This window comes from Rhizobium grahamii (assembly GCF_009498215.1).
In the GTDB taxonomy this organism is placed as follows: domain Bacteria; phylum Pseudomonadota; class Alphaproteobacteria; order Rhizobiales; family Rhizobiaceae; genus Rhizobium; species Rhizobium grahamii_A.
The window spans coordinates 3,623,577-3,638,173 of the sequence record NZ_CP043498.1; the positions used below are offsets into that span (position 1 = coordinate 3,623,577).

The 14,597-nt window shown below is 62.5% G+C and carries 16 protein-coding genes and 1 pseudogene; 15 read left to right on the forward strand and 2 right to left on the reverse strand.

The features are described from left to right. Positions 1–72 precede the first annotated feature (72 nt). The 3 genes from FZ934_RS17430 to FZ934_RS17440 are packed head-to-tail and all read left to right on the forward strand — an operon-like array spanning position 73 to position 3,361. Entirely contained in the window at positions 73–1,860 is a 1,788-nt protein-coding gene (locus FZ934_RS17430) for an ABC transporter ATP-binding protein (RefSeq protein WP_153272096.1), read from the forward strand. Between the two features lie 19 nt (positions 1,861–1,879). Then, positions 1,880–2,704 carry a 4-hydroxy-tetrahydrodipicolinate reductase gene (gene dapB, locus FZ934_RS17435; RefSeq protein ID WP_153272097.1) on the forward strand — a complete coding sequence of 275 codons (825 nt, stop codon included), beginning with the start codon at positions 1,880–1,882 and terminating at the stop codon, positions 2,702–2,704. A 21-nt stretch (positions 2,705–2,725) separates the two neighbouring features. Further along, positions 2,726–3,361: a 2,3-bisphosphoglycerate-dependent phosphoglycerate mutase gene (locus FZ934_RS17440; protein ID WP_113360928.1), complete on the forward strand. Its 636-nt coding sequence runs from the start codon at positions 2,726–2,728 to the stop codon at positions 3,359–3,361. A 120-nt stretch (positions 3,362–3,481) separates the two neighbouring features. On the opposite strand, the gene phnF is transcribed toward FZ934_RS17440, so the two are convergent. Beyond that, positions 3,482–4,213, reverse strand: coding sequence for a phosphonate metabolism transcriptional regulator PhnF (gene phnF, locus FZ934_RS17445; RefSeq protein WP_153272098.1), 732 nt, complete (start codon positions 4,211–4,213; stop codon positions 3,482–3,484). A gap of 98 nt (positions 4,214–4,311) precedes the next feature. On the opposite strand from phnF, the pseudogene phnG reads away from it, so the two are divergent. From phnG to FZ934_RS17490, 9 genes and pseudogenes are all read left to right on the forward strand, one after another. Next, positions 4,312–4,778 (forward strand): annotated as a pseudogene (gene phnG, locus FZ934_RS17450) (phosphonate C-P lyase system protein PhnG). Continuing rightward, on the forward strand, positions 4,778–5,401 hold the full coding sequence (gene phnH / locus FZ934_RS17455) for a phosphonate C-P lyase system protein PhnH (protein WP_153272099.1): 624 nt from the start codon (positions 4,778–4,780) through the stop codon (positions 5,399–5,401). Before phnG ends, phnH begins: the two are co-directional and overlap by 1 nt. 3 nt (positions 5,402–5,404) lie before the next feature. Next, positions 5,405–6,514, forward strand: a complete 1,110-nt coding sequence (locus FZ934_RS17460; protein WP_153272100.1) for a carbon-phosphorus lyase complex subunit PhnI — start codon at positions 5,405–5,407, stop codon at positions 6,512–6,514. After that, a complete protein-coding gene (locus FZ934_RS17465; RefSeq protein ID WP_153272101.1) occupies positions 6,511–7,392 on the forward strand; it encodes an alpha-D-ribose 1-methylphosphonate 5-phosphate C-P-lyase PhnJ in 882 nt (293 codons plus the stop codon). The genes FZ934_RS17460 and FZ934_RS17465 overlap by 4 nt, the downstream gene beginning before the upstream one ends. Positions 7,393–7,608: 216 nt before the next feature. Next, on the forward strand, positions 7,609–8,385 hold the full coding sequence (phnK, locus tag FZ934_RS17470) for a phosphonate C-P lyase system protein PhnK (RefSeq protein ID WP_153272102.1): 777 nt from the start codon (positions 7,609–7,611) through the stop codon (positions 8,383–8,385). Positions 8,386–8,449: 64 nt separating this feature from the next. Then, a complete protein-coding gene (gene phnL / locus FZ934_RS17475; RefSeq protein WP_153272103.1) occupies positions 8,450–9,160 on the forward strand; it encodes a phosphonate C-P lyase system protein PhnL in 711 nt (236 codons plus the stop codon). Continuing rightward, complete coding sequence (locus FZ934_RS17480; protein ID WP_153272104.1) at positions 9,157–9,774, forward strand: DapH/DapD/GlmU-related protein; 618 nt, start codon at positions 9,157–9,159, stop codon at positions 9,772–9,774. Before phnL ends, FZ934_RS17480 begins: the two co-directional genes overlap by 4 nt. Before the next feature lie 355 nt (positions 9,775–10,129). After that, positions 10,130–10,531, forward strand: coding sequence for a hypothetical protein (locus FZ934_RS17485; RefSeq protein ID WP_065691015.1), 402 nt, complete (start codon positions 10,130–10,132; stop codon positions 10,529–10,531). A gap of 78 nt (positions 10,532–10,609) precedes the next feature. Then, positions 10,610–11,140 (forward strand): ribonuclease H family protein, encoded by a 531-nt coding sequence (locus tag FZ934_RS17490; RefSeq protein ID WP_153272105.1) that lies wholly within the window; start codon positions 10,610–10,612, stop codon positions 11,138–11,140. A gap of 90 nt (positions 11,141–11,230) precedes the next feature. On the opposite strand, the gene FZ934_RS17495 is transcribed toward FZ934_RS17490, so the two are convergent. After that, the gene (locus FZ934_RS17495; RefSeq protein WP_153272106.1) at positions 11,231–11,443 is read right to left on the reverse strand and encodes a hypothetical protein; all 213 of its coding nucleotides are present in this window, start codon (positions 11,441–11,443) and stop codon (positions 11,231–11,233) included. A gap of 259 nt (positions 11,444–11,702) precedes the next feature. Between FZ934_RS17495 and phnC the strand changes: the two genes are divergently transcribed. From phnC to phnE, 3 genes are all read left to right on the forward strand, one after another. Further along, complete coding sequence (gene phnC, locus FZ934_RS17500) at positions 11,703–12,548, forward strand: phosphonate ABC transporter ATP-binding protein (RefSeq protein ID WP_194273812.1); 846 nt, start codon at positions 11,703–11,705, stop codon at positions 12,546–12,548. Positions 12,549–12,637: 89 nt separating this feature from the next. Further along, positions 12,638–13,543: a phosphonate ABC transporter substrate-binding protein gene (phnD, locus tag FZ934_RS17505; RefSeq protein WP_153272108.1), complete on the forward strand. Its 906-nt coding sequence runs from the start codon at positions 12,638–12,640 to the stop codon at positions 13,541–13,543. A gap of 71 nt (positions 13,544–13,614) precedes the next feature. Beyond that, positions 13,615–14,595, forward strand: a complete 981-nt coding sequence (phnE, locus tag FZ934_RS17510; protein ID WP_153272109.1) for a phosphonate ABC transporter, permease protein PhnE — start codon at positions 13,615–13,617, stop codon at positions 14,593–14,595. Positions 14,596–14,597: the final 2 nt, after the last annotated feature.

Below are 14,597 nucleotides of genomic sequence, written 5' to 3' on the forward strand. Positions count from 1 at the left end.
CAACTCTTTATAGAGCCGCCCGAGCGTGCGCTGCAGCTGCGGCGCACTGGTCCGAGACAGGAAGCCCGATTTTTGCCGTCACCAGATACTTCGCAGCGCCCCGTTGACAGCAGCACGGTTACCGCCGTCCTGAAGCGTATTATTGCCGAAAATGGGCGCGAGCATATCTGGGGCTACGCTATTGCGATCACATGCCTCGTGATCGTCGCGCTTTCCACGGCCTTTACCGCCTGGATCATGCGGTCGGTCATCGATGAGGCCTTCGCCAATCGCCGCGCCGATGTGGTGTGGGTCATCTGTCTTTCGATTTTCGTTGCCTTCGTGCTGCGCGGTTTTGCGAGCTACGGCCAGGCCGTGGCCTTGTCGAAGGTCAGCAACAATATCGTGGCGCGCTATCAGCGCCGCCTCTATTCGCATCTGATGACGCTGTCAGTCGGCTTCTTCAACGAGGCTCGCTCGGCCCGCATCGCCGCTCAGGTCAGCCAGAATGTCAGCGGCATCGGCGATGTCCTGAACCTGACGGTCACCTCGACCGCGCGCGATCTTCTGACCTTCGTTTCGCTGATCGGCGTCATGGTCTACCAGGATCCCCTGCTCAGCCTGGCGGTCCTGGTTCTCGCGCCGCCGCTGCTGATCGCCCTGCGCTATCTGTCCCGGCGTCTGCGCCAGGCCACCAAGGAGGCGATCGACCTCAACAGCCACGTGCTCGGCGCGATGCAGGAAACCATCCAGGGTATCTCCATCGTAAAGGCCTTCACGATGGAAGCCGAGCTTGAAGGCAAGATCAACAAGATCATCACGGCTGCGGAAAGCCGCGCCAACAAGATCGCCCGCCTTTCGGAACGCAATGCGCCGATGACGGAAAGCTTTGCCGGCCTCGCTGTCGCAAGCGTTCTGGCCTACGCCGCCTACCGGTCGATCTATTTCAATGCGCCTCCCGGCGCATTCTTCTCGTTCGTTACCGCGCTCCTGCTTGCCTACGACCCGGCGCGTCGCCTGGCGAAGCTGCAGGTGCAGATGGAGCGCGCGGCCGTCAATGCGCGCATGATCTACGAACTCCTCGACATGGAGCCGCGGCAGCGCGATCTGCCGGATGCGAAGCCGCTTGTCGTCACCGCCGCGCGCATCGAGTTTCGCGACGTGGCCTTCGGCTATGGCGACGAGAACGTCCTGAATGGCCTGAACTTCGTTGCCGAAGGCGGAAAGACCACGGCGCTGGTGGGGCCATCGGGGGCCGGCAAGTCGACGATCATCAATCTCATTCCGCGCTTCTATGATCCGAAGGCCGGATCGATCCTGATTGATGGCCAGGACATCGCGCATGTCACGAAGCAGTCGCTGCGTCACCAGCTGGCCTACGTGTCGCAGCAGCCCTATCTCTTCGAGGGCTCGATCCGCGACAACATTCGCTATGGTCGCCCGGAGGCCACCGATGCGGAAATCGAGGAAGCCGCCCGTCTCGCCTATGCGCACGAGTTCATCCTCGCCCAGCCGCAGGGTTACGATACGCCCGTCGGCGAAAACGGTGTAACGCTGTCGGGCGGCCAACGTCAGCGCCTGTCGATCGCGCGTGCGCTCGTGCGCAACGCGCCGATCCTGTTGCTCGACGAAGCGACCTCCGCGCTCGACACGGAATCGGAAGCCGCCGTACAGAAGGCGCTCGACGAGGCCATGACCGGCCGCACAGTCGTCGTCATCGCTCACCGCCTTTCGACCGTCGTCCGCGCCGACAAGATCGTCGTCATGCAGCAGGGCAGGGTCGTCGAAGAGGGCACGCATGAGGCGCTTGCGAAGCGTGATGACGGTCTCTACGCTCGCCTCAACAACCTTCAGAGGCCGGCAGCCTCGGAATTATACTGATACAGGATAGTGTGGTGACATGAGCGATGCTGCGATGAAGCTGGTGGTGGTTGGTGCAGCAGGTCGCATGGGGCAGGCGCTCATCCGGTTGGTCCACGAGATCGAGGGTGTGACCCTGCATGCCGCCGTTGCCCGCCCAGGCTCTGCCTTCGTCGGCAAGGATGCCGGCGAGATCGCAGGCCTCGGCCCGAACGGCATCATCATTGGCGACGATCCGCTGGCGGCTTTCCTGCATGCCGACGGCGTTCTCGATTTCACCACGCCTGATACAACCAACGAATTTGCAGCACTCGCAGCCCAGGCCCGCATCGTCCATATCATCGGCACGACCGGATGCTCGACCGAGGACGAAGCGAGGATCGCAGCCGCCGCCCGCCACGCCCGCGTCGTCAAGTCGGGCAACATGGGCCTCGGCGTCAATCTCTTGAGCGTCCTTGTCGAACAGGCCGCCCGCGCGCTCGATCCGGCCGATTGGGATATCGAAGTTCTCGAAATGCACCACAAGCGCAAGGTCGATGCCCCATCAGGCACTGCCCTGTTGCTCGGCGCGGCTGCCGCCAAGGGGCGCGGCGTCGATTTCGCCACGCATTCCGTGCGCGTCCGCGACGGCCACACAGGCCCGCGTGAAGCCGGCACGATCGGTTTTGCCACGCTGCGCGGCGGCTCGGTCATCGGCGAACATTCGGTCGTTTTCGCCGGCGAAGGCGAGCTGGTCACCATGTCGCACAGCGCCGGCGATCGTTCGATTTTCGCACGCGGCGCCATCAAGGCCGCCCTTTGGGCGCGCGACAAGAAACCCGGTCTCTATTCCATGCTCGACGTGCTCGGGCTTTCCCAACACTGATCTATTTTGGAGGCATATTTCATGAGCGGTACCCTCGTCCTCGTTCGCCACGGCCAGAGCGACTGGAACCTGAAGAACCTTTTCACCGGCTGGAAGAACCCGGAGCTCACCGAGCTCGGCGTTCAGGAAGCCAACACCGGCGGCAAGGCGCTGGCCGACTACGGCATCAAGTTCGACATCGCCTTCACCTCTGATCTGAAGCGCGCCCAGGATACGCTGAAGATCATCCTCGACAATGTCGGCCAGCCCGGTCTGGAGACGATCAAGGATCAGGCGCTGAACGAGCGCGACTACGGCGATCTCTCCGGCCTCAACAAGGACGACGCCCGCGCCAAGTGGGGCGAGGAGCAGGTCCACATCTGGCGCCGCTCCTACGACGTACCGCCTCCGGGCGGCGAAAGCCTGCGCGACACCGGCGCCCGCGTCTGGCCGTACTACCTGACGGAAATCCTGCCCCGCGTGCTCCGCGGCGAAAAGGTGCTGGTCGCCGCTCACGGCAACTCGCTGCGCTCGCTGGTCATGGTGCTCGACCGCCTGACCAAGGAACAGATCCTCGGCGTCAACCTCGCGACCGGCGTGCCGATGGTCTACAAGCTCAATGCCGACTCGACGGTCGCTTCCAAGGAAGTGCTCGGCGACATGTCCGGCGCACACTGATATCGATTGTTTTACAGTTGAAAAGGCGCGGTCTCATGGGCCGCGCCTTTTCGATTCTGCGATAAGGCAGATCCGTACTCGGCGTCATCCGCAGCAGGATGACGGATACTTTCAGCCCTCTCAATTCTCGATCGTGAACTGCACCCGGTCGGCTGCAAACCGGCTGATCGCGTATTGGACCGGCACGCCCTCGAGGTCGGTGTTGACGGCCTTGGTGATCAGCAGGATCGCGCCGGGGGCCAGTTCGAGTGCTGCGGTATCCGCCTCGTCGGCATGGACGGCGGTGATCTCGGTGGTCGCGCGCACGTAATCCGATAGCCCAAGCTCGGCAAAGGCCTTGGTGATCGATTCCGTCCGCTTGTAGACGTCGGGCATACCGCCGAAGCGCGCGGCCGGAAACCACGCCGTCGCGCAGGAGACCGGGCGGCCATCCGCCTTGCGAACCGTTTCCATGCGGATGACCGGCTCGCCTGGCCGGATCTTCAGCCCGCGCGCCACCTCCGCGTCGGCCCTCTCCTCCGAATAGGAGAGCAATAGCCCGCGCATCTCGCGTGCCTGCTCGCCGATCCCTGATGTAAAGCGCGTGCGCTTGGTGATCGGAAAGTTCAGCCGCTCCTTGCGCTCGATCAGCGTGCCGCGTCCCTGTACGGCGCGCACGATGCCTTCCTGGGCAAGCGCCGCGATCGCACTTCTCACCGTATGTCTGTTGACGCCGAACTGCAGCGCCAGCACCATCTCCGGCGGCACCATGCCGGTCTCGTCATAGGCGCCGGCGCTGATCGCCTGGCGAATGCGGTCCGCGATCTGCCGCCACAGCGCCACGCCCGTCTGTCTTTGTACCTGCCCAGCCATTTTACCCCTTGATGTCACACGCTTGTCATGTCGCCGATTTAAGCGTAACCATATATTGTATAGTTGTCTATATCAATAGACATTTAAAGGATGTGGCGATGACCTTAGCGGAAAAGAATGAGCCGGCGGCAGGTGGGCGCAAGCGCGTCGTCGACCTGCTTGCGCGTGCGGAGCGGCAGGAGCTGGTCGAGGCTTGGGACAAGCTGGCGGAAAAGCCGGCGGTCCAGCCTGTGCGCGGCCCGGAAACGGGCCTCGTCATGGTCCGGGCCGGATGGGTGGCGGCGGTGCGCGGTTCAACCTCGGTGAGGTGACGGTGACACGTGCCACCGTGCGCCTTGCATCGGGCTCCGTCGGTCACGCCCAGGCGCTCGGCACCGATCGCGAGAAGGCCCGGCTTTCCGCCATCTTCGATGCCCTCTGGCAGGAGCAGGCGACGCAATCCTTCGTCGAGCAGGCGCTTCTGCAGCCGGTCGAGGCACGCGTGGCCGATGCCGATCGCCGCAAGGCCGATGAGACGGCGGCAACCCGCGTCGATTTCTTCACCATGGTTCGCGGAGACGACTGATGAGCCTCAAGACAGAAGTTCCTAAGAATGACGTGTTGGCTGGGGGCTTTGCCGAGCCGGTCTTCCACGCCCAGAGCGTGTTCAAGCTGATGATGGATGCGATGGCGCGTCCGGGCACAATCCAGACGGTCGCTCCCGACGCCCTGCCGCCGGCCCCTCTCGGCGTTGCGGCAGGCGCGATCGCGCTGACGCTCTGCGACCATGACACGCCCGTCTGGTTGTCGTCGGGGCTCGCAAAATCGGCCGTGCCGCAATGGCTCGGTTTCCACACCGGCGCGCCTGTCACGCCTGAGAAGGCCGAAGCGCGCTTCGCCTTCGTCGAAGCCGGAACGCCGCTGTCGTCCTTCGGTCTCTTTGCCGCCGGCACCCAGGAATATCCGGACCGTTCGACGACGCTGGTCATCGAACTGGCTGACATCGAAGGCGGCCGCAGGCTGGCGCTGATGGGTCCCGGCATCAAGACGGTGACGGACATCGCGCCGCTTGGCCTGCCCGATACCTTCCTGCGCCTCTGGACGGAGAACCGTGCTCTTTTCCCGCGCGGCATCGACATCGTGCTGACCTCGGGCAGCCGGTTCGTCTGCCTGCCGCGCACCACCAAGATCACCGCAACGGAGATGTGACCCATGTATGTTGCTGTCAAAGGGGGCGAGGCCGCCATTGCCAACGCCCATCGCCTGCTGGCGGATCGCCGTCGTGGCGACCGTTCGTTGCCGGCTATCGGTATCGACCAGATCGTGGCGCAGCTGGCGCTGGCCGTCGATCGCGTCATGGCCGAAGCCTCGCTCTACGATCGAACGCTTGCCGCTCTCGCCGTCCGCCAGTCGCGCGGTGACATGATCGAAGCGATCTTCCTGCTTCGCGCCTACCGCACGACGCTGCCGCGCTTCGGCTATAGCAAGCCGATCGACACGGCGCGCATGAAGATCGAGCGCCGCGTCTCGGCCACCTACAAGGATCTGCCCGGCGGCCAGCTGCTCGGCCCGACCTTCGACTATACGCATCGCCTTCTCGACCCGTCGCTCCTTACCGATGAAGCGGTCGAGGAGCCGACGCTTCGCGATGCAGAAATCGGCCGCGTCATGCGCGTTTCGGAAATCCTCGCGCAGGAAGGCCTGATCGAGGGCGATGGCGAAATGCCCGAAGATCACGAGATCGGCGACCTGACACGCGAGCCGATGGAGTTCCCGATGACCCGCGATCTGCGCCTGCAGGCGTTGGCCCGCGGCGACGAAGGCTTCCTGTTGGCGCTCGGCTATTCGACCCAACGCGGTTACGGCCGCAACCATCCCTTCACCGGCGAAATCCGCATCGGTGAGGTCGAGGTCGAATTCGATGTTCCCGAACTCGGCTTCGCCGTTTCGCTTGGGCTCATCCAGGTCACCGAATGCCAGATGGTCAACCAGTTCAAGGGTTCGTCCAAGGCGCCGCCGCAGTTCACCCGTGGCTATGGGCTCGTCTTCGGCCAGAGCGAGCGCAAGGCAATGTCCATGTCGCTCGTCGACCGGGCGCTGCGCGCCGACGAGCTCGGTGAGGACATCACCGCCCCGGCACAGGACGAGGAATTCGTCATCTCGCATGCCGACAACGTCCAGTCGACCGGCTTCGTCGAGCATCTGAAGCTGCCGCACTACGTCGACTTCCAGGCGGAACTCGATCTGGTCCGCCGCATGCGCAACGAATTCGAAGCGGGCCGCATCGGTGGCGACGATACCATGAAGGAGGCGGCGGAATGACCGACCTAGCCAGCTACAATTTCGCTTATCTGGACGAGCAGACGAAGCGCATGATCCGCCGCGCCATCCTGAAGGCGATCGCCATCCCTGGTTACCAGGTACCTTTCGCCTCCCGCGAAATGCCGATGCCGTACGGCTGGGGCACTGGCGGCGTGCAGGTCACGGCCTCGATCATCGGGCCGGATGACGTGCTGAAGGTCATCGACCAGGGCGCCGACGACACGACCAACGCCGTCTCGATCCGCGCCTTCTTCCAGAAGGTCGCGAATGTCGCGGTGACGACGCACACCAAGGATGCGACGATCATCCAGACCCGCCACCGCATCCCCGAAGAAAAGCTCGGCGACAAACAGGTGCTCGTCTACCAGGTGCCGATCCCGGAACCGCTCCGCTTCCTCGAGCCGCGCGAGACGGAAACCCGCAAGATGCACGCGCTTGAGGAATACGGCCTCATGCATGTGAAACTCTACGAGGACATCGCGCACAACGGCCGCATCTCCAAGACCTATGCCTATCCAGTCAAGGTTGCCGGCCGCTACGTCATGGACCCGTCGCCGACGCCGAAGTTCGACAATCCGAAAATGCACATGTCGGATGCGCTGCAGCTCTTCGGGGCGGGGCGCGAGAAGCGCATCTATGCCGTTCCGCCCTATACCGAAGTCGTCAGCCTCGATTTCGACGACTACCCCTTCGAGATCCAGCGCTTCGGCAAGCCCTGTGCGCTCTGCGGCGCCGAAGAGGTCTACCTCGACGAAGTCATCCTCGACGACAAGGGCGGGCGCATGTTCGTCTGCTCCGATACTGACCATTGCGAAGACCGCCGCGCCCACGGGCATGCCGGCGAGATGTTGGCACCGGGCCGGGAGGCCGCCGAATGAGGGCGGAGATAATCGGCCACAGCGCCAGCATTACCCCCCTCTGCCCTGCCGGGCATCTCCCCCTCAAGGGGGAGATCGGCAAGTGGCCATCTTCCATTCACACAATGACCGAGGAGCGAACGGGCGCGCCCATCCGATCTCCCCCCTTGAGGGGGAGATGTCCGGCAGGACAGAGGGGGGTGAGTGCCACGCACCATCATTCAAGGATATCGCGCCATGACCGACACCCCGCTTCTCAAAGTCAATGACGTCTCGAAGTTCTACGGCAACCGCATCGGCTGCCGCAATGTCTCCTTCGAGCTCTGGCCCGGCGAAGTGCTCGCCATCGTCGGCGAATCCGGCTCAGGCAAGACCACGCTGCTCAACTGCATCTCGACCCGTTTGATGCCGACGACGGGCAGCGTCGAATACCACATGCGCGACGGCGCCTATCGCGACCTATACCGCATGAGCGAGGCCGAGCGCCGCTTCCTCATGCGCACCGACTGGGGTTTCGTGCATCAGAATCCGGCTGACGGTCTGCGCATGACGGTCTCGGCCGGTGCCAATGTCGGTGAGCGTCTGATGGCGATCGGTGACCGCCACTACGGCAATATCCGCTCCACCGCCATCGACTGGCTGCAGCGCGTCGAGATCGATGAGGGCCGTATCGACGACCAGCCGCGCGCCTTCTCCGGCGGCATGCGCCAGCGCCTGCAGATCGCCCGCAACCTAGTGACCGGCCCGCGCCTGGTCTTCATGGACGAGCCGACCGGTGGCCTCGATGTGTCGGTGCAGGCCCGCCTGCTCGATCTCGTGCGCGGCCTCGTCAACGATCTCGGCCTTGCCGCGATCATCGTCACTCACGATCTCGCCGTCGCGCGCCTGCTGTCGCACCGCATGATGGTGATGAAGGATGGCCATGTCATCGAGCAGGGGCTGACCGATCGCGTGCTCGACGATCCGCGCGAGCCCTACACGCAGCTCCTCGTTTCCTCCATCCTGCAGGTCTGATCGCGAATGCTGTTCAGACTCCGGCTAACGGTGTCCGAGGCAAGCGAAACTAAGGAAAGAAATCATGGCAACGCCACTCGTTGTTTCTGAAGTCGTCAAGAGCTTCACCATGCACCTGCGCGACGGCATCAAGCTGCCCGTCGTCTCGGATGTATCCTTTTCCGTAGCATGCGGGGAATGCGTCGTCCTCGGCGGCCCGTCTGGCATCGGCAAGAGCTCGCTCCTGAAGATGATCTACGGCAACTACGCCGTCGATAGCGGCCAGATCCTCATCAAGCATCACGACAAGATTGTCGACCTGGCAACAGCCGACCCGCGCACCGTCATCGCCGTGCGCCGTGATACGCTTGGCTATGTCAGCCAGTTCCTGCGCACCGTGCCGCGTGTCGCCGCCATCGACGTGGTGGCCGAGCCGCTGGTCGCCCGTGGCGAGAAGGCGGAAACGGCGCGCGAGAAGGCCGCAGACCTTCTTTCGAAGCTGAACCTGCCAGAAGCGCTCTGGCAGCTTCCGCCCGCCACCTTTTCGGGCGGCGAGCAGCAGCGCGTCAACATCGCCCGAGGCTTCATTACCGATCACACCGTCCTGCTGCTCGACGAGCCGACCGCCTCGCTCGACGCCAGGAACCGCGCCGTCGTCGTCGGCATGATCGAGGAGAAGAAGAAGGCAGGCGTCGCCCTGCTTGGCATCTTCCACGATGAGGAAGTGCGCGAGGCTGTCGCCGACCGCATTCTCGACGTCCAGAAGTTCTCGCCGCGAAAGGCAATCGCAGCATGAGCCGCAAGATTGGCCTCGAGCCCTATTTCCATGAAACCGCTTCCGTGAAGAACGCCACCTTCGGCCGCTTCACGGAGGTCTCGGAGCGTTGCCGCATCGAGGAAGTCGAATTCGGCGACTATTCCTATGTCATGCAGGACGGCGCCATCTGGTGCGCAACGATCGGCAAGTTCGTCAACATCGCAGCGTCGGTCCGCATCAATGCCACCAACCACCCGACCTGGCGAGCGACGCTGCACCACTTCAGCTATCGCGCCGCCGATTATTGGCCGGATGCCGACATGGAGACCGACTTCTTCGAATGGCGCCGCTCGAACCGCGTCGTCATCGGCCATGACGTCTGGATCGGCCATGGAGTCACCATCCTCCCCGGCGTCACGGTCGGCAATGGCGCGGTCATCGGCGCCGGTGCCGTCGTCTCCAAGGATGTCGCCCCTTACACCATCGTCGGTGGCGTCCCGGCCAAGCTGATCCGCGAACGCTTCCCGAAGGACGTCGGCGAACGGATGGACAAGCTCGCCTGGTGGGACTGGGAGCACGACCGCCTGCGCGTTGCCCTGGCCGATTTCCGCGCGCTGAGCGCCGAAGATTTCCTCGCCCGCTACGAAGCATGATCGGGCGCCCCTAAAAGGGGCGCTCGTCCAGCCCCGGAGCTTGGCCGCCCAAAAATCGGCCGACCGACCTCCGCTCCTCACGGCTCGCCCGGGCGCTAAAAACATGCAGCCGACGAAGCATCGGCGCACTCCATTGTCATAATAGTCGCGTCTGTCTCTGCTAGGAAAGAACAGGAGGCGACCCTGTTTACCGCAAGGATAACCATGCGTCTTGGCCGTGGATGAGCTGGCGCGAATGCCAGTTCCTGTAAGAATCGGAAACACATTGTGACTAAGTCGTTACAAAAGCTACAATTTTCCAGCTTGTCTCAGAATCATACTTCATGGATATTAGACTGATCTTGAGGAAGTCGTCATGATCAGAATGATTGAAGATCCGGCAGAATTGGCCGGCGAAGATATCACTGGCAAGTATATTCTGCGCAAGCTGAACTATCATTGGTTCGCTTATGGCAAGGCTGCGATCGTGACGGCCTGCAAGGGCACGATCCTGGAGCTGGATCGTGAGGAAACGGTCTATTCCGAACAGTGGGGCCGTCGCGCCTATACGGGAACCGGCAAGCGGTATCCGGGTGGCATCTGTCCGATATCTGCGGTCGCCTGCGTCTGCGATACCCCGGACGAAGTAAATGCCGTCATCCAGCTCGATGTTGACGCGCAAGAAGAGTTCTATCGGCTGATCGCCAAGACGGAAGCCAGGGTTCGCGCTCTTGCATCTACCTCTGAGAATACGGTGTTTCTGGCTGCTGCCGAATAGGTCTGGCGTCCCTGATGGCTCGGTGTAAGACCGAGCCTCCCGCCATCCATCCCTACGGATGGACGTCACAAGGCGTAAATGACCGATAACATCGACACTATCCTGTTCCCTGAAAGTATCGCTGCCTCGCACTCCCTCCACGTCTTCGCCGATGGTTGCTACGAACCCGTCTCCGGGGAAGGCGGCTGGGCCTTCGCGGTCTATCGCGACGATGCGGAAATCGCCTCCGGTTTTGGCGGCGTCAAGGACACCGCCAACAATACGACAGAACTGATCGCCCTGCTCGAAGCCGTTAAGTGGATCAACGCCAACGCCACGGAGGAAACGGCCGTCGTCTGGTCCGATTCGGCTTACGCCGTCAGAGGCTGCAATCAATGGCGCCACATCTGGAAGAACAACGGCTGGAAGAAGATCAGCGCCAACACGAAGCTCCGAGGCCGAACGATCGCGAACGCGCAACTCTGGAAGGCGATCGACGGTCAGCTGTCTCTTAACCGTCTGATGACCATCGCCTGGTGTAAGGGCCATGCGGGCCTTGCCGGCAACGAGCGGGCCGATGAGCTCGCCGAGCGCGGCCGACTGTCCTTGCGCGGCAAGGGCGACCGCTGAACTGCTCACGCCGGTTGACCTTCGCGGCTGTGGCGATTTCCGGTAGGCCTTAAACGCAGCCTTGCCGTGATCAACTCTTGGCTTCGGCCCTTACGCCCACGGGTTCTTCGACAACTGCCATTCCCCGGTCTCATCGGGCTCGACGCGCTTGTTGCCGCGATAGAAGATCGGCAGCCCGGTCTTCTTGTCCATGGAAAAGCGGCTGGGCGTGAACTTCTCGTCCTCGTGTCCGCTGATGGCGAGAGCGAGTGCCTCTTTGAACTTCCCGGCCTTGCACAGGCTTTTGAAGAGTGTCTGATCCATCGCTTTACTCCACTATCGTCGATCGGGATTGCCTGCCATCGACCGGCTGTCGGGTCAACCGTCAACGACAGCAGGCTCGGTTGGAAATCCCGGAAAAGGCGCCGATTGGCTGATTTTTGGCTGCGCGCGGCCCGTCTGGCTTTCGCGGCCGCCGAAAGCTCCCATTATGACAGTCCTTACATAAAACTGACATTGGAGCTTCACGAACCGGGACTAATGCACTCCCCCATATCGCATCTGGACTATGAGGAAGAGCATGATGTTCGAACTGAAGAATGTCACCCGCCGTTTCGGAACCAAGACTGCCGTCGATTCCGTGACGCTCGACATTCCTCAGGGACAGATGGTCGGGATCATCGGCCGTTCCGGCGCCGGCAAGTCCACGCTTCTGCGCATGATCAACCGCCTGCAGGAGCCGACGTCGGGCTCGATCCATTTCGCCGGCGTCGAAGTCTCGCGTCTGCGCGGTCATGCGCTGCGCAACTGGCAGCGCGATTGCGCGATGATCTTTCAGCAGTTCAATCTCGTGCCGCGCCTCGACGTGCTGACGAATGTCATGCTCGGCCGTCTCAACCATCGCTCGACCACGATGAGCCTGCTTGGCGTTTTCAGCCGCGAAGAGCGCATCCATGCCATTGCCGCGCTTGAGCGTCTCGGTATCGAGCAGACGGCGCTGCAGATGGCCGGCACCCTGTCGGGTGGCCAGCAGCAGCGCGTCGCCATTGCCCGCGCCCTGATGCAGAACCCGAAGATGCTGCTCGCCGATGAGCCGATCGCCTCGCTCGATCCGCTGAACGCCAAGATCGTCATGGATGCACTCCGCGACATCAACGAGCGTGAAGGCATCACCGTCGTCACCAACCTGCATACGCTCGACACCGCGCGCAATTACTGCGAGCGCATCGTCGGCATGTCGGCCGGTCGCGTCGTCTTCGATGGCAAGCCGTCCGAACTGACGGCCGAAGCCGTCAAGCAGATCTACGGCACCGACAAGGACGGCGCCGGCATCGACGAAACGATGACGTCGACCGCAATCAACATTCCCGCGGCCGCGGCCGCGCAACAATCCGCCGGCTTGCAACCGCTGGCGCTGGCCGGTCTCTGAGAGGGGCGGCCTCGATCGTAAGCCTGCGTTATGGGCACACTTCTTCTTAAACAGAATTGCCGGAGACCCCGGTCAATCAGGAGAGAACCATGTTGAAGAAAGCACTTTTTGCCGCCACGGCGCTGTTTGCGCTCGCTGGCGTTTCGCATGCTGCCGACCTCAAGGAATTCCGCGTCGGTATCCTCGGTGGCGAAAACGAAGCCGATCGTCTTCGCAACTACGCCTGCCTTTCCGATCACCTGAAGAAGGAATTCGGCTTCGAGAAGGTCTCGCTCTTCCCGGCCGCCGACTATGACGGCGTTATCCAGGGTCTCCTCGGCGGCACGCTCGACTTCGCCGAACTCGGCGCTTCCGGCTACGCAGCCGTCCATATCAAGGACCCGAAGGCTGTAACACCGATCCTGACGACGCAGCAGGAAGACGGCTCGACCGGCTACTACTCGATCGGTCTCGCCCTGAAGTCCGCCGGCATCAAGGACATCAAGGACGCCAAGGGCAAGAAGCTCGGCTACGCCGATCCGGACTCCACGTCTGGTTACCTGATCCCGCTGACGCAGATCCCGAAGGACACCGGCGTTCCGAACGACAAGTACTTCGCTTCGACGCAGTTCAACGGCGGCCACGAGAACAACCTTCTCGCCGCCTATGACGGCAAGGTCGACATCGCTGTTGACGATAGCTCGGGCATCGGCGACTTCAAGGACGGCTACACCTCCGGCACCTTCCGCAAGGCTGTCGACAAGGGCACCGTCGATCCGAACAAGCTCGTTGAAGTATGGCGCTCGCCGCTCATCCCGAACGGCCCGCTCGTCGTTCGCAACGAACTCGGCACCGAGTGGCAGGCCAAGCTCACGGACTTCTTCATGAAGCTCCCGCAGACGGACGCCAAGTGCTTCGCAGCCATCGAAGGCGGCGACTTCAAGGGCTACTCCAAGGTCAAGCCTGACTTCTACAACGCGATCATCGACGCTCGTAAGGCTGCCATCGGCGGCTGATCGATCTCCAGATCGAGAGGGGCGGCCCTTGTGGCCGCCCTTTTTCCTGCCAAGAAAGCGGACATCGTTTCATGACTTTTGCCGATCCTCATTCCCAGACGCACCGCGCGCAGCAACCGCAGCAGAGCGCCCATGAAATCGGCGAGGCGTGGAGCAAAATGGTCGCGCGCCGACGCCTCTACACCGGTCTCGGCCTGTTGATCCTGTTCGTCGCTTTCGTCAGTTCCGTGAAGTTTGCCGACGAAAGCAATGCCGGCCATTTCATCGAGCGTCTTCCGCATCTGTTCGATTTCGTGAGCTGGCTCGTTCCGAAAGACTGGAACGACGTCTGGCGGGCACTGTTCGATATCGAAAGCCCGAACCACCAGACCGGCGAAGAATACAATTTCGCGCTCGGTCGCGTGCCCGTATGGGGCAGCTTCTACATTCCCGAATATTTCGAGCTGATGATCATCACGATCAACATCGCGCTGGTCTCGACCATCATCGGCGTCGTCTTCGCAATGCCGCTGAGCTTCCTCGCAGCTCGAAACCTGTCGCCGTCTTCGCCGCTGCGCATCGTCGTCAAGCGCTTCATGGAGTTCCTGCGCGCCTTTCCCGAGATCGTCATTGCCGGCCTCTTCGCCGCGATCCTCTCGATCGGTCCGGTCGCCGCCATCATCGCCGTCAGCCTCCACACGATCGGCGCGCTCGGAAAGCTCTTCTACGAAGTCGTCGAAAACATCGACATGAAGCCGGACGAAGGCATGAAGGCCGTCGGCGCCAGCTGGGCCGAGCGCGTCCGCTTCGCGGCCTTGCCGCAGGTTCTGCCGAATTTCATGTCCTATGCGCTGCTGCGGCTTGAAGTGAACGTACGCGCCTCCACCATCATCGGCGCCGTCGGCGGCGGCGGCATCGGCGAGGAGCTGAAGCTTTCCATCTCGCGCGGTTTCGGTGCCAAGACCGTGGCACTGGTTCTGTTGCTCTTCATCACCATCGTCGTGGTTGATCAGTTCTCCGCATGGCTGCGCCGCCGCCTCGTCGGCGAGCATGCCTTCCTTCTGCAGCATTGAGG